We start from the raw sequence: 22,902 nt of genomic DNA on the forward strand, positions 1-22,902 counted from the left end.
ACATTGCCTCTCGGAGACTTTAACTTTGCGACCCGGATCTGCCTCCATTTGGCCGCCTGTTGCCTCCGACCGCAAGATATCAATTCGCGGTAGATAGTTCGTCGGAGTGTATGATCTCCGCCATCGATCAGGCGCGCTGTCTACCCGCAGATCTGCGAGTTGTGAGCACGTGGGAAGTCACGGAACAATGCACTGCCGCCGGCGTTTGGGCGCATAGGTGTTGGTATATTGTGAAGGCAACCCAACGCCGACCCCGGGCGGTCTGGCTGCGACACTCACCGCCTGGGGTCCCCCGTATTTTTCACAGTTGAATTCCGCCTGAGCCGGCGCACCTTCTCCGGGGCAACTGCGACCAGGGCTACGGCCAAAACGGTTGGATCTCGCTGAGAGTTAATTACGTCTGACGACTTCTCGCCTTTGACAGCGAGGAGGCCGATGAGCTTGCGGCGCACCTGATCAGCCTGTTTCAACGCGGAATCCACGACCACGACGCGCTGAAGCAAATGGCTGGTTATTCGTGAGGGTAGCAGCCTGACCGGCGGGACTACTGAAAAAGAGCGGCCTTCTTTTCGTGGCTCTGGGGGAGAAGGCCGCCGTCAATATCAGCAATGGCTAAATATACGACTGGATGCGACGATTGGCGAGATGAATCCGCGTCACAGAGTAAGTTGTCGTCTCGTGAGCGTATTTTAAGCCGCGTTGTTCCGCGAAAAATTGGAACAATTTTCCGGCGGGCGCGTTTTATGCGCACCCCATGGATAATGGCAGTCCCCCCGCAGCCATTGTCCCATACTCCCGGCCCCCTCAACAGGGGGCCATTCTTTTATCCACGACCAGCCTGCGCGACGGGCTCGGCTAGTCTATTGGACGGCTAGACCCGATAGGTGCGTTAGTCGACAGTTGTTCGTTAAATTAGCGAAGCCTTGTAGAACGCAAAGTGCGCCCTATCCTCTTCGGCAGGAGGATACGCCATGTCGAAAATTCCCGCGCCGACGCTTCCGGAAGGCCACCCAGATCGCGTCCTCCTTTGCCAGGACTCGTTGGAGGCAGAGTTCCTGTGGCTCTCCGATCGAGCGCAACGGGCCGGTTGGTCACGCGAGGAAGTCGCGATGGCGTTGATGGAGCTTGCAGACTGCTATTTCCTCGTGAGTGCCGATTTCGAAACATTGGAGCTTGGTGGCGGCCTTGTCCGTCTCGCGAGAAAGCTGCACTAGGATTAACGGCGCACAGTCACGGCCGCTGCATTGTCCCCTGATGGAAGAGTATTTGCCATTTCTTCCCGTCATGCTTCCAGATTGAACTTCGCAAGGCGGATCGTTCGGACCCGTCGCGATACGTGAGATGGCTCTGGTACGTCAAAAGCACCGCATTTTGCGAAATAGGCGCTAGAGCATAGTTGGACGTTCGGAGAATGCTGTCGGATTCGTCCTCCCCCTGACTCAAAAGATTGATGACCTCTGCTCGACGATATACGCGTCCCGACGCACCGAACTCGACAAAATCTTCTGCAAGCAAGGCTTCGATTGCTATCCTCGAATGCCTAACCGATGGTCGGTGCAGTGCTTCTTCGAGAAACTGGATTTCGGCGAAGTTGGGATCGGCGCTCGACAAGGGTGGTCACTCCATTGGGCAAGCTATCGTTGGACTGGTCAGCCCGCGTTGTCCGACGCCAGCGATCGACGCGGATGTCGTGCCGGTGCCTGGGCGATGCGACCGCGAGGATACCGAACCAGCCACAAAGTGAGAAGTTCCGCCATGGGACTTCAGTCTGACTCACCGTCGGCAAAGGTCTGAAGTCGATTGTTGCGAAGTCGCGTCGCGCTAAATTTATCAATTAGCCCATGTCGCTGAAGACCCTCAGAGAAAAAGCCATGGGTGGTATGGGCCCAGAGCCGTTCGAACGTCCCTGCGAGCGGCTCTGGTGCTACCGGTTAGAAGAGACCATGGGAGATATCAGGATGTACGAAAGGCACAGATATGGGCAGCCCGAAAAGACCGCAGCAACCGGGCTGCCGATCGGTGTGATGCTTCTCTCGGTAGCAGCGATAGCCGTTTACCTGATTGTTGGAGGCGAAATTCTCAACGACAATAGTGGGGACGTCGCCGTGTACCTTCCCCAGGTAGAGGCGAAATAGCTTTACTCAGGCCAAGGGAGGCGCGGAATGAGCTTATTAAAGCTAGGGCGGGCTCGCTTGGGGATGGCGCTACCGCGCCATCGTGGGTGGTTGCTCACAACCAAGGACCCGCGGTTGGACGACCTGTTTGAGTGCTACGCTCTGGCATCAACGGCACTGGATAATCTTCAACGCGAACTTCCCCGCCGGAAGGCGCTGATCGAGGAATACGAGGAAATCTGCCGCAACCTTCAGGCGGATGTAGTCGAACTGCTTCCCCTGCTAGAGGCGCGATGGCTTCAGCGAAACCAGTAGCCCGGCGTCCGGTTTGGCTGCCCCTTCCCCGAAGGGGAAGGGACGCCGTCTATCAGAGCTAGTCGATAACCCGAACGATCTTGCGGGTGCCCGGGTCCACCAGCACCGTGCGGTTGTCAACGACCACATATCGGTAGGTGATGTCCGGTGCATCAATGGTCTGCAGTTCCACCGTTTCGGGGACCGTCGAACCGACATTGAGCTCCACTCCGGGAAGTTTGATGGAAGCGAGGGGCTTCTTCTTCACGTATTCGCGGACGACCGTTTCCTGCTCTGGGGTGACAATGACTGTCTGAGCCAGGGCGATGCTCGAAGCGCCGAGCAGAAGCAGTGCTGTGACGGCTGAGCTGACAATTTTCTTCATTTTCTTCTCCAGGCTGGTGTTGTATTCCCACACTCGATGCGGGAACTTCTTACCAACGCCGCTGGGCTATTGCCGTTCCGATGGCCAGACTTCAGTCGCATGGGGTTTCGACCTTAGTCTGGCGGGCCTTTAGGACAATAGTCCGGGAAGTGCGTTTATCGAACCTGCGACTTCGACACATTTTAAAGTGGGCACCGCATTGGAAAGCGAGAGGCTGAAGCGCTTGCCGCCTGTCTGATCGGCCACGACCAAAGCGGCTAGCCCGTCATTTAGCCACTAGAGCTCGTCGGGACAGCTTCCCACAGAGAAGCGGTCCCCCCGCTGTGGAGGCAGAGCGGCCCTCGTCAATCGCATCTTCGAGCATCGTCCGGCGCTCCCGCTATTCCATGGCCGCGCAGGTCGTGACCGCCAAAGCTGATTGCAGTCGCTTTGGCGAACAAATTGGCGCGTATCCCCTGGGCTCTTATGGGCCCCGGCGGCGTCTACCGAGCTCCGACCCTTGGTCCTGCCCAACGCAGCGGCCAGAAGCGGTGATTTCAAACGCCCAGTCGCCAGCGGCTGGCACCCTCTTGGCTAGCAGCGCAAGGCAGGGCTTGACGCGGTCCGGGGTGGGATCGAAAGACAGGCACGGAGGGTCGCGCGGCCTCTTCGGCCGCCCGCGAAGCACCGCGTCATCATCGAGGAGCAATTGCTTCGGGCGCTTGGCTTTCGCAGGCACTTTAGGCATGGCTTATTAAACGCACATTGCGCAATGATTCACGGGAACCTTTTTTACAAAACGCGATTTTTGCTGATCAAGCAGTCCGGTTACGTGCTGCGAAACCCCAAATGTCGAGACTACAGCCATGCAACATGAAGACACCAGACAACAGTATAGCAAGGTGGTTCGCGGCTGGAACACGCGGTATGACCTGGAAGAATTCATTAGCGCGCACCGGCTCACCCCCCTTGTCGCACGCGAACTGTTCGAGAAATTCGGACCGTACAAAATCGACCTCGATCGCAAGGTCGCCGAGCTAAGAGCAGCAGGAAAATCTAATCTTGGGCATTAAGACTAATTGGGAACAAACCGACCTCTCGGCAGTTCCTCTCCGCCCCTCTAGACAGCCAGGCGGTCGCTACCTTCCTCTCCGGCGGCCGCCTGGAACAAACTACGGCTTACAGACAACGGCCGCCCGCGGCGTGCGGATCTCCCCCGAAATTCCAGAGTTGAAATCCCCCGGCGACGGCGCATACTCAACGCGGGGCTAACGTCGGCCTGTTCCGCCCCGGGCCGGCTGGGATTAGGGCGATGAGCAAAGTGGTTGGATCTCGCATCGAGATAATTACGCCTCACGACTTCAAACAGATAGAATGTGTTTTCCGGGAAATCGTCCAGGAAAGGCACCTCGCCGTTGATAGCGAGGAAGCTGTTGAGCTCGCGGCGCGTCTGATCGGTCTTTTTCAAAGCGGCATCCACGATCATGATGCGCTGAAGTTGATGGCTAGTTGACTGTGGCTACCGGACCATTTGACAAAAAAAGCGGGTTTCACCCGTGTCCGAGTAGTTGGTTGAGGCTGTGTGCAAACACCCGCCCGTCGGCAAGCTTATCCACCCGAAGCCGTCCTTCCAGCACCTGCATCGCATCTAGTTCCGAATTCCTCAATCCGCTGGAATCAACGCAAGGACGAAAGACTGAAACTGCACGATTCCTCGGTTCGAACAAAGATAACCGGCGATCAGGATGCTCTTCACCAGGTTCGCTAGTGGTTTGATCGAGACAAAAGAGTCCGATTTAGGATTCCAATTTTTGCGCGCATATGCGACGATCTGGCATGCGCACGGGTATCACATTTGAGGTTTCCGCTGACGACCGGGTTCGTCTCAACGCAATCGTTTCGGCGGGCAGTTCGCCGCAAAAGCATGTGTGGCGGGCGAAGATCATCTTGATGAGCGACGCGGGTCTCGGAACCGTCGCGATCATGGAGGCCACGGGCAAGTCGAAGACCTGCGTCTGGCGTTGGCAGGAACGCTTCATGACCGAAGGCGTGGATGGCCTTTTGCGCGACAAGAGCCGCCCGCCCGGCACTGCGCCGCTTGAGCTTGATCTTGTCGACCGGGTTGTGGCCCTGACGCAGGAGCCGCCCACGCAGGAAGCCACACATTGGACTGTTCGTGCGATGGCAAAGGCTGTGGGGATTGCGGCATCCTCAGTCGTCAAGATTTGGCATGAGCATGGTCTCGCACCCCATCGGTGGCGCTGCTTCAAACTATCGAACGACAAGGCTTTCGCCGAGAAGCTTCATGATGTGGTCGGTCTCTACGTCTCGCCGCCGGCCCATGCGATTGTCCTTTCCGTCGATGAGAAAAGTCAGATCCAGGCGCTGGATAGGACGCAGCCGGGTCTTCCCATGAAGAAGGGTCGTGCCGGCACGATGACCCATGATTACAAGCGCCACGGCACCACGACACTTTTCGCTGCCCTGAATGTTCTCGACGGCTCTGTCATCGGCCGCAACATGCAGCGCCACCGGCATCAGGAGTTCATCCGCTTCCTCAACACGATTGAGGCTCAGTTGCCGAAGGACAAGGCGGTTCACGTCATCCTGGACAACTACGCCACACACAAACAGCCCAAAGTCCGGGCCTGGTTGGCGCGGCACCCACGCTGGACCTTCCACTTCGTTCCGACATCCTGTTCCTGGCTGAACGCCGTCGAGGGGTTCTTCGCTAAGCTCACCCGGCGACGACTGAAAAATGGCGTCTTCCATTCCGTTGTTGATCTTCAGGCAGCCATCAACCGCTTTATCAAAGAGCACAACGAACAGCCCAAGCCATTCATCTGGAAAGCAGACCCTGACGACATCATCGCAGCCGTCAGACGAGGGCACCAAGTGTTGGAATCAATCGACTAGCTACTTGTAGCTATATTCGGAACATCCCGCTGGTGTGACCGTTGCCCGTACAATTCTACGGAGTGACAAGCCATGAAAATCGAAACACGCGCGACCACTGTGGCCGAAATGGTGCCGGAGCTTCGAGCATGGGCTCATTCGTTGCGTTCGTCGCAAAAACTAGCCGATGAGCTCGTCGAGGACACGCTCGAACTCGCGATTAACGACCTCGACCAGATCGCACCAAAAGCCGATACGCGCCGATGGCTCTATAGCTTGATGGTGGACATCCATAGCGGCCGCCGCAAAAGCAGAGCTGCCGCCGCCCGAAAGCTCATGCGCGGATAGCGCAGCGCCCTCGCCCCTCAAAAAAAGCGGCCCCCGCTGTGGAGGCCGGAATCTATGCGTACCCAGTACCTAACTTTACAACGATTTTAGGTGTAGCGGAATACCGCATCTATCAGCCAAGCTTCACCGAAAGCTTATGAAGGGTTGAAATCCTGCGGACGGCAAAACTTCGTTGTGAGAAGCCAGTTACCTGATCCGTATTACGCCAGCAGTCCCGCAGCACTGTCCCACTCTCACGACCCCTTCCGCAGGTACCTATTTCAGTTCAAGCTGCTTACTGCACTTTCTCAACTCTCATATGTGAGAATTCCCATGCGCCAGCGGCTGCGCATATTACACACACAGGTGCTAGCGACAGGGGGATACATATGGGTCGGACGACGGCAGATGCGGCGAAAGCGCTTTCCAGGCAGATGGGCCAGCGCATCAGGGCCATACGTATGATGCGAGGGTATTCCCAAGGGAAACTCGGAAGCTTGATCGGCCTGTCGTTTCAGCAGGTTCAGAAATACGAAAATGGGACAAATCGTGTCTCCATTCCAGTGCTGATGCAAATTTGCGAGGTGTTGGACGCACACCCAATGGATATCATCGGTGAAGGTCCGCAGGATGGACGGGACAAGAGAGTAAACGCTTTGCTGCAACGCCTTGAAGCCGCAGAAAGCAAGCTGAAGATTCTACAAAGCAAGCTGGCGCGGATGCAGAAAATATTCGCCGAACCGGATTGATGCGGAGGACAATCACCCGTCCCTATAATCAGAGAGACATCTCAGGTGGGGTCGCAAGAATTATTATCCGGCAACTTGCGTAAGGCGATCGCAAAGAAAATGCGGCCGCCGAGCGGAGGGCCTCGGAAGCCGCAATGGGAATTGCCTTCAACACCTCAAGGATACACCCGCATTCGCTCTGATGCGAGACAATTTGCCTGCACTCCGTTGTTGTCAAACCTTCCCAATGATTACCAACACGATGCGTCGAATGGCTTCGGCAAAACTCACGCCAAGCGCCATCGCTGCAATGCCGGCGACCCCGAGTGCGCCGATGCCCATCAGCTTCCAACGCTTTACGTCATCGGTGACCGGTTTCATCTCCGCGCGTCCGCGCCGATCGACGCTACCGACGCCTCGACATCACCGACCCGGTCGACCAGCTGATCCATACGGGTGTGAACGCCGGCCCGGCTCGCTGCAGCCTTGTCTTCAGATCTTACTGCCCCTCCTCTAATGTCTGATCGAATCTTGCCTTCCCATGCCTCACGCATTCCGCATTGGTCCAGACGCCGCCGGCGCAAAGGCCGACGACGGTCCGGTCTACCATTCGCTGATCTGCCGGCGTCGCCCCGCGCGCGCTGACCAGGTCAGTTCCGACGACCCGCCGCAGGCCGTCGACACTTGCTGGCTGCGAAGTCCCACAGCCCGTCAGGACAAGTGTCATAGTCAGAGCGGCATCGACCGCGGAATGTGCCGCCGCATTGCTTTGCCTCTCGAATGCGTTGGTGACTGATCGTGCGCCATCCTCCTGGAGACGAACTCTCCCTTAGCCCAAAGACCAGCCTCAGCCGCCCGCCGGTTGACGAGACCCTTCACCCACTTCATCAGCTCGGCCGGCACGGCGTCGTGGTCGCCTTTGTCCAGTTTCTTCAGCAGCGTCGACTTGCCGAGCGAGCCTGTGTTGAAATCAGAGGACACGAGCACGGCGTGCTGATTGCCGGTCAACGGTACCTTGACGAGGCGCGCAACTCGCTCCTCAAACATGGGCGAGGCCGGCGCGCAGGATCTCTTCGGCGCGTGCCTCGGTGATCACCATCGTGGGCCTCACCTCTGCCGCGCTGGTGTGGCCATATCCGATGGTCCAAATTCCGCCTACGTCGCGATAGGCCTTCGTCTTCAGGCCTTCCCACTGCTTGACGAGCGCAAGGCCCGCCGCCTTGATGCGTCGGTTCATGGTGTTAACCTCTTTTGTTTTCAGGGAAACATGCGATAGTTGATAGGCGGGAAGGCACGGTCAGGAGAGACCGTTATGAACCTTGAAAGGATCGGTAGATCCCGTCTGAAATTGAAGCTTCCAGCGTTGCGAGCGTTGATTGATGCGCAGCAGAGCCGGGCCTTTCGTGCGTTATGTGAAGAATACGCCCTCGCCGCCATGGCTATAGATGAATTGACCGCTGCGGTCAGTCATGACCCCGTCGATCTCGACGGTTTGGAAGCCGTCTGCACTGAAATCGAAAGCGAGGTCGATCGACTGCTGCGAACATTTAACGCGAGCAAGATCTGGCGGTAGTTTATAGCAATGTCCTTGATGGGAATCGCCAGATCAGGGCTGGCCATGTGTAGGAAGAGCACGGCTCCGGCTCGCTCTCCCAGCCTATCGTGAAAAGCTACAGTCGATCCACACCGTGGTTCCTCAATCTCTGCGAGTTCTATGCCGCGTCGGTTTTTATGATAGCCGATATACGCAAGGAATATCCTGTTCGAGCTGAGCTGCTGGCCGAATACGAGACCATGTGCCGCGCAAGGGAGGCCGACGCTGTTGCCATGATGAATGGCGGAAAGAACGCGAGGTGGCGGCGGGCCGCCAGCCATCCTGATGCTTGCGCATAATCACCTTGCCCTGTCGGCTTGACGGCAAGATCTCTCGCAATTGAAATTTTGGTTTAACCCTTCCTTGGTGACGCCATCTTAGATTGCACCGAAAGGGAGAGGAAAATGCAGAACCTTAGCGAATTAGGACGTCGCCGTCTGTGGGCGAGACTGCCGAAGTTTCGACGCGCGCTCGAAATTGGGACCGTTCGGCGGAGCTGAATGACCTTTTTGAGGCGTATGCACTCGCAGCCGAACGGTTGGCCGAACTGCGAGAGCCAGAGCAGCCAGACCAAAGTCTTCTATTCGAGTACGAGGTGGCAAGCAGAGGGATCGAAGAGGAGGTAACCCGGCGTCTGACTGAGATCCACGGCGATCCGGTCAACAACTCCCTGTCTGCCACATCCCATGAAAGTGGCCTTCTTCGAAGTCGCATACGGATTCGAGCTAGCTGGCAATCTTCATACTGAGAGGTCCTGTTCGAAGCACGCGGCGCAGGTTGTGACGAGAGCGCTGAGACGTAAAAGGCCCCTTCTCCTACGAATAGGACAAGAGGCCCCGTCTGAGCGTTCGAATTCACAGACACTTGCATTGTATGCCCCGCTTCAGGCGGAGCGCAAGCCGAGCTTTTCAGCGCCTCCAATTTATCCGCCAACATTGTGCCAGCACGGACGGTAGGCTGTCGCTGACGATGCTGGTCACAGTTTCGTGGGTGTGCAACTGCGGGCTCTGCTCAGAACCCATCTGAAACGGGCTGTGAGACTCAACGGCTGAGCAAAACCGAGAGGCGAATGCGGACACTGGCGACATGGTTCGCGTCGTGTCGATCCAGGACCAGTGCTTCGTTGAGCATGTTGGCCAGGTTGGTGAGCCCATGAGCGTGCCACTCATTTTCTTCCAACAGCATGTTCTGGCGTTTGAGCAAGTTGACGAGGAGGACATTCTTATGCCTCCAACCTATCACTTCGAAACCGGGGCTTGCTCACGCCTGTTCGTAGGTACCGGTCAGAGTTGCTTGGGAAAGGATGTGTTTTTGAGCCATGTTCCACATCGCCTCGATACCCGCCACGGCAGGCACTGCCAAACTTGGAACTTCGAGAGCCGCGAGGCAGAACCTGTAGCGGTGGGGGCCGTGACCCTTTGGGGGCTCGGGACCGTCATAACGGGAATTGCCGAAATCATTTCGACAAAAACTCGGGCCACCGCCAGGTGCGGTGTCGGAACTTTGCGGTAGTTCACTCCAGTCGCGGGGTATGTTGAAAACACCGCAGTGCCGGAACACGCCTCGTGGTGCGTCCGGATCTTCGACGATCAACGCGAAGCTTTTGACACCCTCCGGAGCGCCGGTCCACTTGAGCGCCGGCATAAGGTTTTCACCCATACGGGTATATGTTTCAGGTATCAACTCGCCGTCCGCAAAAGCGGGGCTTATCAGTGTCATGGTCATCTGAAATCTCCGGTGGCTTGAGGCTCCATTAGGGCGGCTTCCCCCAAACCTCAGACTTCCTCCATGGTTCCAACTCCGCCGGCTGCGATTCTGGGAACATCTGGCGCGGCAGCTAGTTTGAGCGGCGATGGTCAGGTAACCTGTAAACAAGAAAGATAATCAGACTATTCAGCCCGAACCTGGTGAAGGTCTCCCTGAGGGGCCGGTGACGTTCCGAACCAATTTCCGTTCGACAGATGAGGCACTTGCGGCGTTGCGCGAACTTCCGGCCCGATCATCGGTGAACGTTCTTATTCCCCGGCAGGGATTTTTTCTCCAATCCATCCAGAATCACTGCCAGGCCATGATCGAACGTTGCGTCAGGGGCCAGCCTCGTCGAGGATGTCCATCGCGACCGAAGCAGCGGACACATCGCCATCGAACTGATGACGCCGTCACGCTCGCCATCGTCCTTCTCCCTGGCCTGTTGCTCCAAAACCGCCCCAACGGTGAAGTAACTGATCGTCATCAAGGCATGGGCCGCATCGCTGGCCGAGAAGCCGGCGTCGCACAGGAGCGAAGCTGCGCCTCGGCCGCTCCCAATTGCGGCGCGCTTGGCCGGGTGCCGGCATGAATGCGCGCGCCGTCGCGATAAGCCAGTAGCGCCAGCCGGAAGTGGGCATGGGACAGCAATCCTGAGCAAGCTGGGCGTTTATATTAGCGATATCGGAACTATGTACGATTATCTGTGTTAACGAAGGTAATCAAATCGCGCACTCTGGTCTCAGCCTTTGCTAGGACGTTTTCTCACCGTGATTGAAGGCTAACCGCGCTTAGGATGAAGAGCGGATTGTCTGCCGATTCCGAGTGCGCCCGAATTGGGAGGCCCATGATGCGAGGTGATAATACCAGCCATCAAAATAGCAAGCTCGTCGGTCCCTGGTCCGATCGCTACGATCTGGAAGAGTTCATCGCTGCCTATCACCTGACACCGCTCGCCGCCCGTGAAATCTTCGTGAAATTCGGTCCCCAAAAAGCTGAACTCGACCGGAAAATGAAGGAACTTGGAGTCCCCGCCAACTCGGGCCACTAGCCAACGCGCTTAGAACATCCGAACAATCGCCATGTGAGTGTTGGAGTTGTGTTGAGGCAGGCCCCACAGGAAGCCCAGGCGGTGGTGCGTACGCACCAGAAGATGACCAGCCCTCGTTGCTACGCTCAGATTTTAGCCTGTACTCCGGTGATTTCGCTCACGTGTGGGCGGGAACGGAATGATTCTGGCCCCGAACTTGAGCGGCGAACAGCGATTTGACGCGATAAGGCGGTCGAGGCGGTCCTCGATGAGGTAGTGGACCACACAACGTATATCTGCTTGCTTCAGCGCAGGGAAACAGGGGGTCGCTTCAACGACCAGCATGTCGAAGATCGTTTTACCGTCGTAATTAGAGTGGAGCAATGTTGTCAGCCTTTGAGCGAGCCACCCCATGGCTTCGTCTACGCAGACAGCCACATCATGGGTCGGTTGCATAGTTGGTTCTTTCCCAAGATAGTGTCACTGACCTTTCTTAGCCCTCCGATCCTCCAATCCGGTGAAAACGGGAACGGCAATTTTATGAAAATGCGCCTCTCTTCTGACGGCGACAGCTTGGCAAACGCTATTCGACTCCGAGCAACCCTTCTCCAGAGATCGGATCGCACTGCTATGGGAATCAAATGCAGTTGCACTCCCGCCCGTGATTGCTGCGCCAGGATAGTAGGATGAGAGAGGATTGCCGCCTTCCTCCTTCAGCGGTAAGATCGTGATCGAGAAGTTTAGCCATTCAAAAGGACCATTTCATGCCGACCGGTACTGTTAAATTTTTCAATCAAGACAAAGGATTTGGTTTCATCTCGCCTGACAATGGCGGCACGGATGTTTTCGTGCATGTTTCGGCGCTTTCAACGGGGGACCTGCTGCGCGAGGGCCAGAAGGTCAGCTATGAATTGGGTCAGGACAGAAAGACTGGAAAGTCGAAGGCGGAGAACGTAAGCCCGCTTTGAACCATATTGTAGCTAGCGACGCTTTCTTAAGCGTGTGACCGCAGTAAGAGCTCGGCGAGGATCGCGATTCCGTTCTGCGCTAAGCCTCGCGAGCTCGATTACCGCCGTCCTGCCGTAACGCAGCGCTTCCTGAACATGGTGGCCAGGGCGAGGCCTGCCAGTAGCAACGGCTTACATCATCTGGACCGACCTGGGAGCGGTTGGCGTCGCGATTCTCGGGATGATTGTTCGGCCAGCGAGTGAATCGCCTTCTGCTTCCATCAGTTTGATCGTCGTTGGGGTCGTCGGGGCGAGGTTATTCGTCTCGGCGTGAACTGGCCGCCTTCAATGATATCCGTGCTCGGCCCGTTTGAGTAGGGAACCAGAGGTCACGATTGGCGTTTGGGATTCAGCAAGGAGGAGGACATGGCGAAGATGAAAATCCCCAAGAAGGTCGCAGGCTATAAAGTGCCAAGGACCATTCGCAAGAATGCTCTTTTAAAAACCCTGCTGGCGAGCAATGCGGGGCGAGATGTACTTGCCAAGGCGTTGATCGCGGGTGCGGGTGCGGCTGCAGCCATCATGGTTGAGGAAAAGGACGAGATTTCGGACGCGGCCAAATCCGGAAAACGAAGGGGTCGCAGGGCTCTCGGGCTGCTTGGCCGGGCATTCCAGCAGGGATCAGATGCCGCGCTAGATGTTGTGCGGGAAACCGCAATGGCCGCGATCCCAAAAAAATACCGAAAGGCGAAGCGCGAAAACCCTCGCAAGGGCGTCGTCGTCCACTAGCGACAGCGCCGCCCCATTCCAGCCGGTTGGAACGGTTCGCTCGAAGCCGCACGGGCAAGGGGTTGGTCAAGCAGGCCAAAGCTGCCGCGGCGGCTAAAATTGTCAAAAAGCTGGTTCGTGAACATCCGTTGATAGCCGCTGATCTCGTGGTTGCTGGCCTCTCTCGCGCAGCGCGGGTCGGAATTGAAGAAGCCTGGGAAAGCGTAAAACCCGGACGACCGGCTGGCCGCAAATAGCATGATGACGAGGTGGGCGTCAGGCCGTCCAGTCAACATAGAAGCGTCGGTAACGAAATATGCCTCATTGTGTATTTGCTTTCGGCACCCTGAAGAAGGGCTTTCCATTTCATGAAAAGGGCGGTCTTTCCCAGGCGGAGTTTCTTGGTGCCCACAGAACCCGAGCGTGCTTTCCGCTTGTCATCGCAGGACCAAGGTTTGCGCCGATGATGTTCAACGAACCAGGGACGGGCATCGCGTACGCGGTGAATTGTACCGCGTTGACGACCGGAGCCTGGAAGTCCTCGATCGATTAGAGTCAATTGGTAAGCCCGGCAATTTCCGATTCCTCATTGAAGTTGAGCCGGACAAGGGCGGAATTCACTCTTGGGCTCTCGCCTATATGAAGACCCGTAGCCTCGCCGCTCCTCTTCACTCGAACTACCTTGAGGTCTACGAAGACCGACGCTTTACTTGTCCGGAAGGAACACGGTTAGCGGGCTTGTGAAATGCATCAGCGTTTAGAAAAAGCTTCGCGCTTCTTTGGCGCGATCACCGCTGGGATTGTGGGGGAGCCATGTTGGATCAATTATGACCACAATGGCGATTGCAGAAAAGCGATTGGAAGTCAGCTAGCCGTTTGGATTGGGTATCAGCGGCACTAGGTCAGGTTCGCCAGCGTCCCTCCACCTTCTCCAAAATACCTGGCGTCGAGAGATCTTTGCGCCGATTGCGGGACGTCCATTCCAAGGGACAGGTAGATCAACCAACTCTGGCCAATTGGAAGCGTTCTCTCGTGGCTGCTGATGGAACGAGGCTTGGGCGAGTATGCTCGCCCAAGCCTTGCGATTTAGAAATCATAACGCATTACGATTTCGCCATCGATGGTCTCCCCGGTGACCTAAAAACCGGCGTTCTCGTAGAGACGACGTGCGCGCTCGTTTTCGGGTTTTACACCGAGAACAATGCATGAGCAGTCAGGCAACTCCGCGAGCTTTTGGATGATTCTGGACAGGGCAGCACGGCCATATCCCATACCCTGAAAACGCGCGTCGATCATGAGGCGATAGACCCAGTAATTGCCGTCTTCTTCATCCAGAGCGTACATGGCAAACCCGACCGGCTCACCATGTGCCCGGATGACCAACGGCGTGCAAGCGGGGTTTTCGTCGGCTTCTTCCAACGAATCGGCGTTGCTTGCCACATAGGAAAGTTGGTGAGAATGCGGCTGTAAGGGCACCACGCAGGTGTGATCTTCCGGCTTGCGCAGCCGTCAGCCTCGGTAATTTCGGGGGCTTTGCCAAATACGCGGTGCAGATGATGTGCTCGCTTTGAGAAGCCTAGTGCAAAGAGCCTAGCTCGGAACCAGCGAGCGCTGTTGTTTTGTTTGATTTAAGCATTGGCCCGCCTCCTCTGGTTGCTCTTTGAAAAAGCACACGTAAATCGGTTCTTGCGCGGACAGCAAGCTCATTAAACACCGCCGCCGATAACCCAAGCTGCGATCCGCAGGCAAGAACGGGATCGACGCGGCGGCTGAAAATAAGCGATCCCACCGGGTATGCCCTGATTTCTACGAGCCGAACCAGTGGAACTTCCATCCGTTTTCGGTGTTCTTCGGGAATGAGAACGATAGCCCAGACGGATACATCAGCTTTGCCGCAGGCTCGCGACATCTATACCCTCCACGAGTTCGCTGCCGTCTACGATCTTGGCATTGGGCGTGCGCACGAACTTTACGAGCGGTTCGGGCCAATGCGATCAAGACTCGACACATTGATGCTCGTAATAAGCCTGTCCAAAAACTGGAAATCGTAGCTAACTGCGCTTCCCCAACCCGGCCAATAGGTAACATGACCCTTCCGATGACGGCGAGAGGGAACCTTAACGGTCGTTCGCAGTTCGAGGAAAAGAAAGAAACCGGAGAAGGAGAAATCTGATGCCTCGTGGCGACAAATCCGCTTATACCGACAAGCAAAAGCGCAAGGCTGAGCATATCGAAGAAGGCTATGAGGACCGCGGTGTTTCGAAGGACGAAGCGGAACGGCGGGCTTGGGCTACTGTCAACAAGGAAAGTGGCGGCGGCAACAAGTCCGGTTCTGGTCGCGGTCACGAGGAAAGTCATGCCTCGTCAGAGAAGGGCGGTAGAGAAGGCGGCAAAGCCTCGGCTGCAAGATCAAAGGAAGCGCGTTCAGCGTCCGCTAAAAAAGCGGCTGCGACCCGCAAGCGCAACGAGCAGCCTACCCATCACTGAGCAACTCGAGCCGTGAAGAAATTGCTGGCGTGGCACCCCTAGCCTGCGTGCCCCGCCGATTTCCATTGAGATATCTCTATTCCAGTGCACAGCGGGCGCCAGCGTCAAACCGGTCTCGTCTATTGCTGCAGCAGTTCCAATAGCCGCTTTGCATTCTTGATAGCGTGGCCATCGCGATCGTTGTTGAAATAGGCCCAAACAGTTTTCGCGTTGCTTTTTCGGATGCGTTCAGCCCATACCGCCAATTCAGCGTCACTATAGTCATGCCGGTACCACTGCTTGACTCCATGAAAGCGTATATAAATATCATCGGTCGTTTGCACGAGCTCCTCGGGCAATCGAGGACCGCTGCAGGAGCAAAAAATGACCCCCGCGTTTCGGAAAGCGCTGAAAACCTCGGCGTTCCACCAGCTCTTGTGGCGGAATTCCAGAACGTTTCTCTGCCGAGGATCGAGCTGATCAATAATGGTGCGTAACATCTCGGGGGAGTAGCGAATGCTGGGAGGCAGTTGAAAAAGAAAGCAGCCCATCTTTGGGCCGAGCAGATCGGCAATGTAAGCGAAGTCCGCAATTAAGATGCGGGTATCATCAAACCGCTTTACGTGGGTGATGAGCTCGCAGACCTTTACCGTGTAAACGAACTTGGGATTCGCTTGGCGCAGCCAGGTCCTGACGGTCGCAAGTGTGGGCCAGGAATAGAACGGCGCGTTGAGTTCGACCGTGTCGAATTCCTGAGCGTAAATGGAGAACCATTCTTTCGAAGGTGCATCCGCCGGATAAAGCTTCCCTTTCCAGTGCCAGTAATACCAGCCGGAACAACCGATATGGAGGCCGTTCAATGGGGGCTGAACGGAATCCGAGCCGGCATTGCCCTCCCTGGCAAGACGGGCCGACTGCATTTTCCTCGCGCGCTCGACATTGGCAATCCGCTGCTTCTGCCTGCGCTCCGCACGCCGTGTTCGCCGTTTCTCAATTTCTTCAGGAGAGCGTTCCGCCACCGAATAACTCCACGTTTTCAGATGGCAATTCTCGAGTGCGATGTTTGTTCCTCTGGCCAGTTCGAAGAGTTGCTTCTTGGCAGAGCGACGCAGCTGTCCGCGCATCGGCGTCGTTGCGGTTGGCACACGATACGCGCAGCCGAGCGCCCCTGCCGTGTCACGCCGCTTCCGACATTCAATGGCATCGAGCATCGACTTCGAGAACCAACTCAAATTTTGGCCGGGCGTCGAACAAGGCTGCGGCGATTGCTGGGCAAGATCGGGCGCCGTGGGTCCATGAACGAATGCATCCGTCGCACAGTCCTGATATTTATTTTGCCGACCCGTGCGAACAAAAGCCGAAAGCAAGCGTTTCCCAATCGTACAGCAACTGGAGGAACCGCAAATGGACTGGGATCGCGTCGAGGGGAATTGGAAACAGTTTAAGGGAAAAGTAAAAGAACAGTGGGGCAAGTTGACCGATGACGACCTTGACCAAATCGCCGGCAAGCGCGACCAGCTTGAGGGCAAGATTCAAGAACGCTACGGTCTCGAAAAAGACCGCGTCCGCCAAGACGTAGACAATTGGTATGGACGTCAGGATTGGTGATCCTTGACCTGCCCCGCCTTGGGCGGGGCATTACTATGTCTAGTTCACCGACACGATGTCGAACGCACCAGGCTCCTGCCAAGCAACGCGACGGTCTCTTGCGTTCCATTAGGGAGTAGATGATGGATTTCCAGAACGTTGGGCGAGCCCGCCTGATGATCCGGTGGCCGCAACATAGCAAGCAGATTTCCGACGCCAATTTTCCAGCTTTTAATGATCTGATGGAAGCCTATGGTATCGCGGTTTTGAGCCGCGATGAGGTGCGCGGGCAGCGCAAGCCAGATCCAAAGATGTTAGAGGATTACGAAACGCTGTGCCAACAGCTGGAAGGCGATAGTCTTAAGATTCTGGCTGATGTAGCCAGGCATGATCCGTTAGCGGACCGTCGTGCATAATGTGAAGCGCATAGAGCGTGTACGAAACGCCAAGGGCATCGGATCCCTGAATCCGGGTCAACAGCTTTCGGAAGCTTGAAGAAGCCGGCGACACAACCGCCGATTTCCTTGCGGGCAGCTGCCAGCGCTCTCGGATTCTCTTGGTCTTTGAAGACGGTGCCGCGCACGTCATTATTTCATCCAGGCCCATCGGTGCCCATCCCGCGCTTTTGCGCTCGGACGTCATGTGCCAAATTCTCCGGGTTCAGTTCCCCAACCGGATGATCGGGTTCGCGAAGGCGGAAATCGACCGCTTTGTTTTTCTGGACACGAAATCGCCCCCGTAAAGTCGAGCTCAACTACCGGAACGACAGAGCTCTGAGGACAACTAATCCTCGACCGGCAATTGCAGGCGCTGCTCAACTAAGAGAGATACGGCTCTGTGCCGATCGTTGCCAGTCACGGTGGTATTTCGTGCGGAACTCCGAGTTGCGGGCCAAGATCTATGCTATCATGTATGCCGGGTCCCAAGAGAGGGCGTACACGTGGGTAAGATATTGACCGAAACGTCAATGGCTTTGTCCCAGCAGATTGGTGAACGGCTCAGAGCGATTCGCCAAACTCGGGGGCTTTCCCAGCAAAGGGTCGCTGCTGCTGTCGGTCTGACGTTCCAGCAGCTTCAAAAGTATGAGCGCGGCACGAATCGCATCTCCGTGCCAACTCTGATTCAAGTCTGCACAGTATTGAATGCGCATCCAATGGAAGTCATCGGCGACTTTCCTCGTGAGGACGGCACCGCACCTCCAAACGTTTTGCTTCAGCGACTTGAGATTGCGGAAAGCAAATTGGCCCGAATGCAGAAGATCCTGGCTGAACGGAACTGAAACAAAGGCGCGGCCAGGAGATGCCCTCCCGCCGCTCGCTGCAGGGGGTCAACAACCCTCATCGCAAAGTCTTTTAATACCAGCGGCCGCGTCCATAAAAGCCACCGGTCAGGACGAGAACAATCAGAACTATGATGAGCAATGTGGTGATATCTGCGGATTCCGACGTGAAGCCGGCCGCCATTCCGATCAAAGACCGGCCACCATTCCGATCTGAAGCCGGCCACCGTTCCAATCAAAGACCGGCCGGTTTTCGGCACTGAACATTACCTCCTGGGTCAGCAACTTTGGCATCAATTACACCACGACAAACGTGGAGATTTTGATGCCGGCAAAGAGAAGGCTGACCATGAGACAGTTACGACAAATGCTGCGGCTTGCCGGAAGCGGGACGAGCTCCCGCGAGATTGCCGTCGTGTTGGGAATAGCGCGCAGTACGGTGCAGGATAATCTGCGGCGCGCAGCAGCGGTTGGATTGACCTGGCCCTTGCCGGGCGAACTGACCGACGATGCGCTTGCGAACAAGCTCTTCACTCGCAACGGCGTCAAACAGGGCGCGAGGAGACGCGTCGAGCCGAACTGGGCCGATCTTGCTGTCGAGCTCAAGAAGCCTGGTGTCACCTTGCTCATCCTGTGGGAGGAGTATCGTGGCTCGCATCCCGAAGGATATGGCTACAGTCGCTTCTGCGAACTCTTTCGCGGTTTCGAGCAGCGGCTTTCGCCGACGATGCGCCAGGAGCATGCGGCCGGCGACAAGGTGTTCGTCGACTATTCCGGCAAGAAGATCCCGATTGTCGATCGCAAGACCGGCGAGATCCGCGAGGCAGAGATCTTCGTGGCGGTGCTCGGCGCATCCAGCTTCACCTATGCGGACGCGACCTGGACGCAAACGCTCCCCGACTGGATCGGCTCGCATGTCCGGATGTTTCGTTTCTTTGGAGGCGTTCCCCGGCTGATCGTTCCCGACAATCTGAAGTCAGGCGTCAGTCGTGCCAGCTTTTACGATCCCGAGATCAACCGCAGCTACGGCATGATGGCATCGCACTACGCCGTCGGTGTTCTTCCGGCACGGCCGCGACGGCCGAAGGACAAATCGAAAGTCGAGAATGGCGTCCGGTTTGCCCAGTCCTGCATTCTGGGGCGATTGCGCAATCAGACCTTTTTCTCGCTTGCTGAGGCCAATGTTGCCATTGGCCAGGCACTCGATCGCATCAACGGCCACGTCATGCGCCGGTTGGGCGTCAGTCGCCGGCAACTGTTTGAGAGCGTTGAGCGTGCCGCACTCGCAAGTCTTCCGAGCGAAGACTACGAATTCGCCGAATGGCGTTTGGTCCGCGTCTCGACGGATTACCACGTCGAGTTCAAGACTTTCTTTTATTCCGTGCCGCACAGCCTCATTCGCCAGCAGGTCGATCTGAGGGCAACGGCACGCACCATCGAGATCTTCCACCGCGGCAAGCGCATTGCCGTGCATCAGCGCCGCTATGGTGGTCCTCGCCATGGAACTGATCCGGATCATATGCCCAGTTCCCACCGGCGCTATGCCGAGTGGACACCGGATCGCTTTCGGCGCTGGGCCGCATCCATCGGCCCTCAGACCGAAGGGTTGGTCATCGCAATTCTTTCCAGCCGTCCTCATCCCGAACAGGGCTTTCGAACATGCCTGGGTGTCCTGCGGCTGTTTCGCGACATCGAACGCAATCGGGCTGAGGCCGTTTCAGCCCGCGCCGTCGAGATCGGTGGACTGAACTGCAAGAGCATTGCCTCGCTCATCGCCAACCACAAGGCCGCGCGCCATTCCACCGAACCGACCGCCATTATCGATCACGCCAACCTGCGTGGCCCTGATTATTTTCATTGAGGAGACACACCATTGCTGATCAACCCCACCATCGACATGCTGCGCGAACTCGGCCTTTACGGCATGGCAGCCGCTTTCCAGGAGCTCGATGCACAATCAGAAGCACGTGGCCTCGAGCATGCAGAATGGCTTGCCATGTTGCTCGAACGCGAGGCCACCATGCGTCGACAGAAGCGCTTCGAAGCCCGCGCCAGGGCTGCCAAGCTTCGCCACGACGCGCAGATCGAGAATGCCGACTTTCGTGCTGCACGCGGCCTCGATCGCAATCTGTTCATGGCGCTTGCCGGCTGCGACTGGATCCGCAAGCACCACAGTCTTCTCATCACCGGGCCAGCCGGTGTTGGCAAAAGTTGGCTGGCCTGCGCACTCGGCCACAAAGCATGCCGCGAGGATTTCTCCGTCGCCTATCACCGCGTCCCGCGGCTGTTTGCAACTCTTGCCCTTGCAAGGGGCGACGGGCGATACGGCAGGATCCTCAAATCCCTCGCCAAGACCGACCTGCTTATTCTTGATGATTGGGGACCGGAAAAACTCAACGATGATCAGCGGCGTGACCTCCTCGAGATCATCGAAGACCGCTACGAGCGTCGCTCGACAATCGTCACCAGTCAGGTGCCTCTGGATCACTGGTACGAGATCATTGCAAACCCAACGCTCGCCGATGCCATTCTGGATCGCCTCGTTCACAACGCATACCGCATCGATCTGACCGGCGACAGCATGCGAAAACAGCGTCCGCTGGTCGCCGCTGAAACACCTCAAACTTGACCTGAAACAAAACCCGATCCAAACATCAAACAGACCCAGGATCAGTCCGAGAAATGGCCGCCTTCAAATCGGAACGCCGGCCGGAATGAAATCGGAATGACTGGCCGGCTTCAAATCGGAATCAATGGCCGGCTTCATCGGAATACGCAGTGATATCCATTGAAACCTCCTTGGTGGAGTGTCCTGTCGCCATCGATCACAATAATCGATGATGCAAACTCCACTGGAATTTAACGCGTTTGACGTGTCTTCGTTCCGATTCCTGGGCCGACCAGAAACGGCTACGTTCGCCGCTGGGATCGCGTGATGCCGGCCCGGCAGCACTGGGCAATCTCGGCACGACGCATTTGCCGCCTCGAGGTTGGAGTTCTGGATCGCTCGCTATGCATTTCGCTTCGTTTGAAGTTCAGCCAGCATAATCTTGGCGAGATCGATGAACTGGCCGCGCGGATATTTGGCCAAATATGCTTTGATCATTTCTGCATTCCCACTGTCGCGCACGGTTTCCCAGAAGGAGACTTCGATACCGGGGTCTGGTTCCCCAGAGCCACCCTGTTCGACGCGAGCGCTTGCCAGTTCAGCGAACTGGCCGTTCGGGAACCGCTGCAGATAAAGAAGATACTCGGCTGGGTCATCACTCTCCTGCACCGATGCCCAAAAGGCGATCTCTACGCTGCGCGCCTCATCATTGCTATCATTGTCCTGGGAGAATGCTTGTTCAACGGAAGAGAAGCCCTCCGGCGTCTCTGGGGGAAGCGGCTCCCAATTAAAACTTGGCTCTCCTCGCCGGTCGAATATAACGCGAAAGATGCGGAGAGGGCGGGCAATGTTTTTGATCCGGTGTTCTCCCATATCCTCGAAGGTAGCATCGACGCGATCGCGCAGGTGATCGCGTACACCCCTTGTAACGCAGATACCACCCACGTCCGCGAGGCTCTCCAGGCGGGCGGCGATATTGACGCCGTCGCCGAAGATGTCGCCGTCTTTCACCAGAACGTCGCCTATGTTTATTCCGATGCGAAAATTCATCTTTCGATCGTCTGCGAGATCTTGGTTGGCGCGCCACATCGCTTGCTGAATGGCTACAGCACAATTGAAAGCATGGAGGATCGAGGGAAACTCAGCCAATACACTGTCGCCAGCCGTTCCAAATATTTGACCGTGAGCTTTTTCAATGAGCCCATCAACCACAGCGCGATGTGACGTCAGCGTCGCGAGCGTCTGTTCTTCATCAGCGTTCATCAGTCGGGAATATCCCTCAACATCGGCCGCCAGAATGGCTGCGAGCTTTCTCTCAAGTGGCGGTGCTTCCATGCGAGCGGTCCGATCCAACGCCTTTTTTTCCTATGAGTCTATTATCTTCAACTGATGAGAATGTGCGTTTGTTCCCTCTTTGAGCGGGGCGCAAACCAAGGCTGTGTAGCGATATCCAGACATCGCATCTTTCGATTACCGCTTGTTCAAACGACGCTCTATTGATTAGCTGCGCAGGCTTAGCAGCGCGGATGCCAACGAAGGACAGACGCTCGCAGCGGCGGCGGAACATTTAACCCGCACGGGAGTTATGCAAACACCCAAGAACGTACATCTCTCCAAGGCCCCTGCCCCGGGGCCTATTTTTTGAGCTCGCAACGACGATCCTGGAATGAGGTGTGAGGCGAAATGAGAAATTGACCCCCCCTATTGCCTCACCGCCTGATGTTACCGAGTGCTGCAGGGCCGACAGTGTCTGAATCACCCTCCCCATAGTAGCAGATGATAGGGGGCTCGTTATCCAGCCGCCATCGAGAATGACTAGCCCAGCAAGTTCCACCGGCCGCGCGGCGCTCCTGTAGCATCCCGAAGTTCGAGCGGCCGGCCCCGTCGAGTACAACGGCCTCGCCGCCGAGGATCATGGCCGTGGGCCAGTGCCTTTGCCGCCGTCTCTCGTCAGTCGCGGCCGCCATGGGTAAGGATGGCACGGTTCACTTCGATATGTGTCGCCCAGGCGGTATCCATCCCACTTGATTTCGAATGCCTAATCGGCAGCGTCCGGAGCCCTTTTGGCAGACACAGCGAGGCAGGGCTCGACAAGCTCGGGCATGGGCTCAAATGGCATACGAGGCTGATCGGGGCGCACAGCTTGTGCGGCTGG

Annotated in this window: 30 protein-coding genes and 1 pseudogene; 18 read left to right on the forward strand and 13 right to left on the reverse strand. The window is 56.7% G+C overall.

Features of this window, described 5'->3' with window-relative positions:
• The first annotated feature begins 971 nt into the window (after positions 1-971).
• Positions 972-1,214 carry a hypothetical protein gene (locus J3R84_RS30375; protein ID WP_203530145.1) on the forward strand — a complete coding sequence of 81 codons (243 nt, stop codon included), beginning with the start codon at positions 972-974 and terminating at the stop codon, positions 1,212-1,214.
• A gap of 16 nt (positions 1,215-1,230) precedes the next feature.
• Here J3R84_RS30375 and J3R84_RS30380 read toward each other — a convergent pair whose 3' ends face one another.
• Positions 1,231-1,611, reverse strand: a complete 381-nt coding sequence (locus J3R84_RS30380; protein WP_057224865.1) for a nuclear transport factor 2 family protein — start codon at positions 1,609-1,611, stop codon at positions 1,231-1,233.
• A gap of 230 nt (positions 1,612-1,841) precedes the next feature.
• On the opposite strand from J3R84_RS30380, the gene J3R84_RS30385 reads away from it, so the two are divergent.
• Both J3R84_RS30385 and J3R84_RS30390 read left to right on the forward strand, forming a co-directional pair.
• Positions 1,842-2,135 carry a hypothetical protein gene (locus J3R84_RS30385; protein WP_203530147.1) on the forward strand — a complete coding sequence of 98 codons (294 nt, stop codon included), beginning with the start codon at positions 1,842-1,844 and terminating at the stop codon, positions 2,133-2,135.
• A 114-nt stretch (positions 2,136-2,249) separates the two neighbouring features.
• On the forward strand, positions 2,250-2,429 hold the full coding sequence (locus J3R84_RS30390; RefSeq protein ID WP_225906603.1) for a hypothetical protein: 180 nt from the start codon (positions 2,250-2,252) through the stop codon (positions 2,427-2,429).
• A 58-nt stretch (positions 2,430-2,487) separates the two neighbouring features.
• Here J3R84_RS30390 and J3R84_RS30395 read toward each other — a convergent pair whose 3' ends face one another.
• On the reverse strand, positions 2,488-2,793 hold the full coding sequence (locus J3R84_RS30395; protein WP_057224870.1) for a DUF1236 domain-containing protein: 306 nt from the start codon (positions 2,791-2,793) through the stop codon (positions 2,488-2,490).
• Between the two features lie 845 nt (positions 2,794-3,638).
• Here J3R84_RS30395 and J3R84_RS30400 point away from each other — a divergent pair.
• Positions 3,639-3,845 carry a hypothetical protein gene (locus J3R84_RS30400; protein ID WP_057224872.1) on the forward strand — a complete coding sequence of 69 codons (207 nt, stop codon included), beginning with the start codon at positions 3,639-3,641 and terminating at the stop codon, positions 3,843-3,845.
• 47 nt (positions 3,846-3,892) lie between these two features.
• Here the strand turns inward: J3R84_RS30400 and J3R84_RS30405 are convergent, their stop codons facing one another.
• Entirely contained in the window at positions 3,893-4,258 is a 366-nt protein-coding gene (locus tag J3R84_RS30405; RefSeq protein ID WP_156612982.1) for a hypothetical protein, read from the reverse strand.
• A gap of 350 nt (positions 4,259-4,608) precedes the next feature.
• Between J3R84_RS30405 and J3R84_RS30410 the strand changes: the two genes are divergently transcribed.
• The 3 genes from J3R84_RS30410 (at position 4,609) to J3R84_RS30420 (ending at position 6,743) form a co-directional block, all read left to right on the forward strand.
• The gene (locus J3R84_RS30410; protein WP_203530146.1) at positions 4,609-5,688 is read left to right on the forward strand and encodes an IS630 family transposase; all 1,080 of its coding nucleotides are present in this window, start codon (positions 4,609-4,611) and stop codon (positions 5,686-5,688) included.
• Between the two features lie 72 nt (positions 5,689-5,760).
• On the forward strand, positions 5,761-6,015 hold the full coding sequence (locus tag J3R84_RS30415) for a hypothetical protein (protein WP_057205344.1): 255 nt from the start codon (positions 5,761-5,763) through the stop codon (positions 6,013-6,015).
• 368 nt (positions 6,016-6,383) lie between these two features.
• Positions 6,384-6,743 carry a helix-turn-helix domain-containing protein gene (locus J3R84_RS30420; protein ID WP_225906591.1) on the forward strand — a complete coding sequence of 120 codons (360 nt, stop codon included), beginning with the start codon at positions 6,384-6,386 and terminating at the stop codon, positions 6,741-6,743.
• 213 nt (positions 6,744-6,956) lie between these two features.
• Here J3R84_RS30420 and J3R84_RS38655 read toward each other — a convergent pair.
• From J3R84_RS38655 to J3R84_RS39160, 4 genes and pseudogenes are all read right to left on the reverse strand, one after another.
• Positions 6,957-7,276: pseudogene (locus J3R84_RS38655) on the reverse strand (DUF1515 family protein).
• Positions 7,222-7,449, reverse strand: coding sequence for a hypothetical protein (locus tag J3R84_RS30430; RefSeq protein WP_057205341.1), 228 nt, complete (start codon positions 7,447-7,449; stop codon positions 7,222-7,224). Before J3R84_RS30430 ends, J3R84_RS38655 begins: the two are co-directional and overlap by 55 nt.
• Before the next feature lie 2 nt (positions 7,450-7,451).
• Positions 7,452-7,769 carry a lysozyme gene (locus J3R84_RS39155; RefSeq protein WP_203530121.1) on the reverse strand — a complete coding sequence of 106 codons (318 nt, stop codon included), beginning with the start codon at positions 7,767-7,769 and terminating at the stop codon, positions 7,452-7,454.
• Positions 7,762-7,959: a lysozyme gene (locus tag J3R84_RS39160; RefSeq protein WP_057205334.1), complete on the reverse strand. Its 198-nt coding sequence runs from the start codon at positions 7,957-7,959 to the stop codon at positions 7,762-7,764. The genes J3R84_RS39155 and J3R84_RS39160 overlap by 8 nt, the downstream gene beginning before the upstream one ends.
• Positions 7,960-8,034: 75 nt before the next feature.
• Here J3R84_RS39160 and J3R84_RS30440 point away from each other — a divergent pair, with 75 nt between their 5' ends.
• Complete coding sequence (locus J3R84_RS30440; protein ID WP_057205331.1) at positions 8,035-8,295, forward strand: hypothetical protein; 261 nt, start codon at positions 8,035-8,037, stop codon at positions 8,293-8,295.
• A 1,281-nt stretch (positions 8,296-9,576) separates the two neighbouring features.
• On the opposite strand, the gene J3R84_RS30445 is transcribed toward J3R84_RS30440, so the two are convergent.
• Entirely contained in the window at positions 9,577-10,041 is a 465-nt protein-coding gene (locus J3R84_RS30445; protein WP_203530120.1) for a YbhB/YbcL family Raf kinase inhibitor-like protein, read from the reverse strand.
• 274 nt (positions 10,042-10,315) lie between these two features.
• Positions 10,316-10,549, reverse strand: a complete 234-nt coding sequence (locus J3R84_RS39165) for a TetR/AcrR family transcriptional regulator C-terminal domain-containing protein (RefSeq protein WP_272502217.1) — start codon at positions 10,547-10,549, stop codon at positions 10,316-10,318.
• A 363-nt stretch (positions 10,550-10,912) separates the two neighbouring features.
• Between J3R84_RS39165 and J3R84_RS30455 the strand changes: the two genes are divergently transcribed.
• The 4 genes from J3R84_RS30455 to J3R84_RS30470 all read left to right on the forward strand — a co-directional run bounded on the left by J3R84_RS30455 (position 10,913) and on the right by J3R84_RS30470 (position 13,551).
• Entirely contained in the window at positions 10,913-11,113 is a 201-nt protein-coding gene (locus tag J3R84_RS30455) for a hypothetical protein (RefSeq protein ID WP_057205314.1), read from the forward strand.
• Positions 11,114-11,856: 743 nt separating this feature from the next.
• Entirely contained in the window at positions 11,857-12,060 is a 204-nt protein-coding gene (locus tag J3R84_RS30460; RefSeq protein WP_057224890.1) for a cold-shock protein, read from the forward strand.
• A gap of 405 nt (positions 12,061-12,465) precedes the next feature.
• Positions 12,466-12,828, forward strand: coding sequence for a hypothetical protein (locus tag J3R84_RS30465; RefSeq protein ID WP_057224891.1), 363 nt, complete (start codon positions 12,466-12,468; stop codon positions 12,826-12,828).
• Positions 12,829-13,230: 402 nt separating this feature from the next.
• Positions 13,231-13,551 (forward strand): gamma-glutamylcyclotransferase family protein, encoded by a 321-nt coding sequence (locus tag J3R84_RS30470; RefSeq protein ID WP_225968583.1) that lies wholly within the window; start codon positions 13,231-13,233, stop codon positions 13,549-13,551.
• Between the two features lie 393 nt (positions 13,552-13,944).
• On the opposite strand, the gene J3R84_RS30475 is transcribed toward J3R84_RS30470, so the two are convergent.
• Together J3R84_RS30475 and J3R84_RS30480 are read right to left on the reverse strand one after the other, a co-directional pair.
• Positions 13,945-14,286, reverse strand: a complete 342-nt coding sequence (locus J3R84_RS30475; RefSeq protein ID WP_239637602.1) for a GNAT family N-acetyltransferase — start codon at positions 14,284-14,286, stop codon at positions 13,945-13,947.
• Between the two features lie 97 nt (positions 14,287-14,383).
• The gene (locus J3R84_RS30480) at positions 14,384-14,716 is read right to left on the reverse strand and encodes a hypothetical protein (RefSeq protein ID WP_203530119.1); all 333 of its coding nucleotides are present in this window, start codon (positions 14,714-14,716) and stop codon (positions 14,384-14,386) included.
• 263 nt (positions 14,717-14,979) lie between these two features.
• On the opposite strand from J3R84_RS30480, the gene J3R84_RS30485 reads away from it, so the two are divergent.
• Positions 14,980-15,294: a plasmid stabilization protein gene (locus J3R84_RS30485; protein ID WP_203530118.1), complete on the forward strand. Its 315-nt coding sequence runs from the start codon at positions 14,980-14,982 to the stop codon at positions 15,292-15,294.
• A 119-nt stretch (positions 15,295-15,413) separates the two neighbouring features.
• Here J3R84_RS30485 and J3R84_RS30490 read toward each other — a convergent pair whose 3' ends face one another.
• Entirely contained in the window at positions 15,414-16,193 is a 780-nt protein-coding gene (locus J3R84_RS30490) for a DUF72 domain-containing protein (protein WP_225906592.1), read from the reverse strand.
• 484 nt (positions 16,194-16,677) lie between these two features.
• On the opposite strand from J3R84_RS30490, the gene J3R84_RS30495 reads away from it, so the two are divergent.
• From J3R84_RS30495 to istB, 5 genes are all read left to right on the forward strand, one after another.
• Positions 16,678-16,881 (forward strand): CsbD family protein, encoded by a 204-nt coding sequence (locus J3R84_RS30495; protein WP_057224899.1) that lies wholly within the window; start codon positions 16,678-16,680, stop codon positions 16,879-16,881.
• A gap of 122 nt (positions 16,882-17,003) precedes the next feature.
• The gene (locus tag J3R84_RS30500) at positions 17,004-17,276 is read left to right on the forward strand and encodes a hypothetical protein (protein ID WP_057224901.1); all 273 of its coding nucleotides are present in this window, start codon (positions 17,004-17,006) and stop codon (positions 17,274-17,276) included.
• 524 nt (positions 17,277-17,800) lie between these two features.
• Positions 17,801-18,139 carry a helix-turn-helix domain-containing protein gene (locus J3R84_RS30505; protein WP_200954046.1) on the forward strand — a complete coding sequence of 113 codons (339 nt, stop codon included), beginning with the start codon at positions 17,801-17,803 and terminating at the stop codon, positions 18,137-18,139.
• A 349-nt stretch (positions 18,140-18,488) separates the two neighbouring features.
• Positions 18,489-20,000: an IS21 family transposase gene (istA, locus tag J3R84_RS30510; protein ID WP_373688562.1), complete on the forward strand. Its 1,512-nt coding sequence runs from the start codon at positions 18,489-18,491 to the stop codon at positions 19,998-20,000.
• Positions 20,001-20,012: 12 nt separating this feature from the next.
• The gene (gene istB, locus J3R84_RS30515) at positions 20,013-20,768 is read left to right on the forward strand and encodes an IS21-like element helper ATPase IstB (protein ID WP_203530155.1); all 756 of its coding nucleotides are present in this window, start codon (positions 20,013-20,015) and stop codon (positions 20,766-20,768) included.
• A gap of 381 nt (positions 20,769-21,149) precedes the next feature.
• Here istB and J3R84_RS30520 read toward each other — a convergent pair whose 3' ends face one another.
• Positions 21,150-22,082, reverse strand: coding sequence for an adenylate/guanylate cyclase domain-containing protein (locus J3R84_RS30520; RefSeq protein WP_057224904.1), 933 nt, complete (start codon positions 22,080-22,082; stop codon positions 21,150-21,152).
• Positions 22,083-22,902 lie beyond the last annotated feature (820 nt).

The organism is Ensifer canadensis (genome assembly GCF_017488845.2).
In the GTDB taxonomy this organism is placed as follows: domain Bacteria; phylum Pseudomonadota; class Alphaproteobacteria; order Rhizobiales; family Rhizobiaceae; genus Ensifer; species Ensifer canadensis.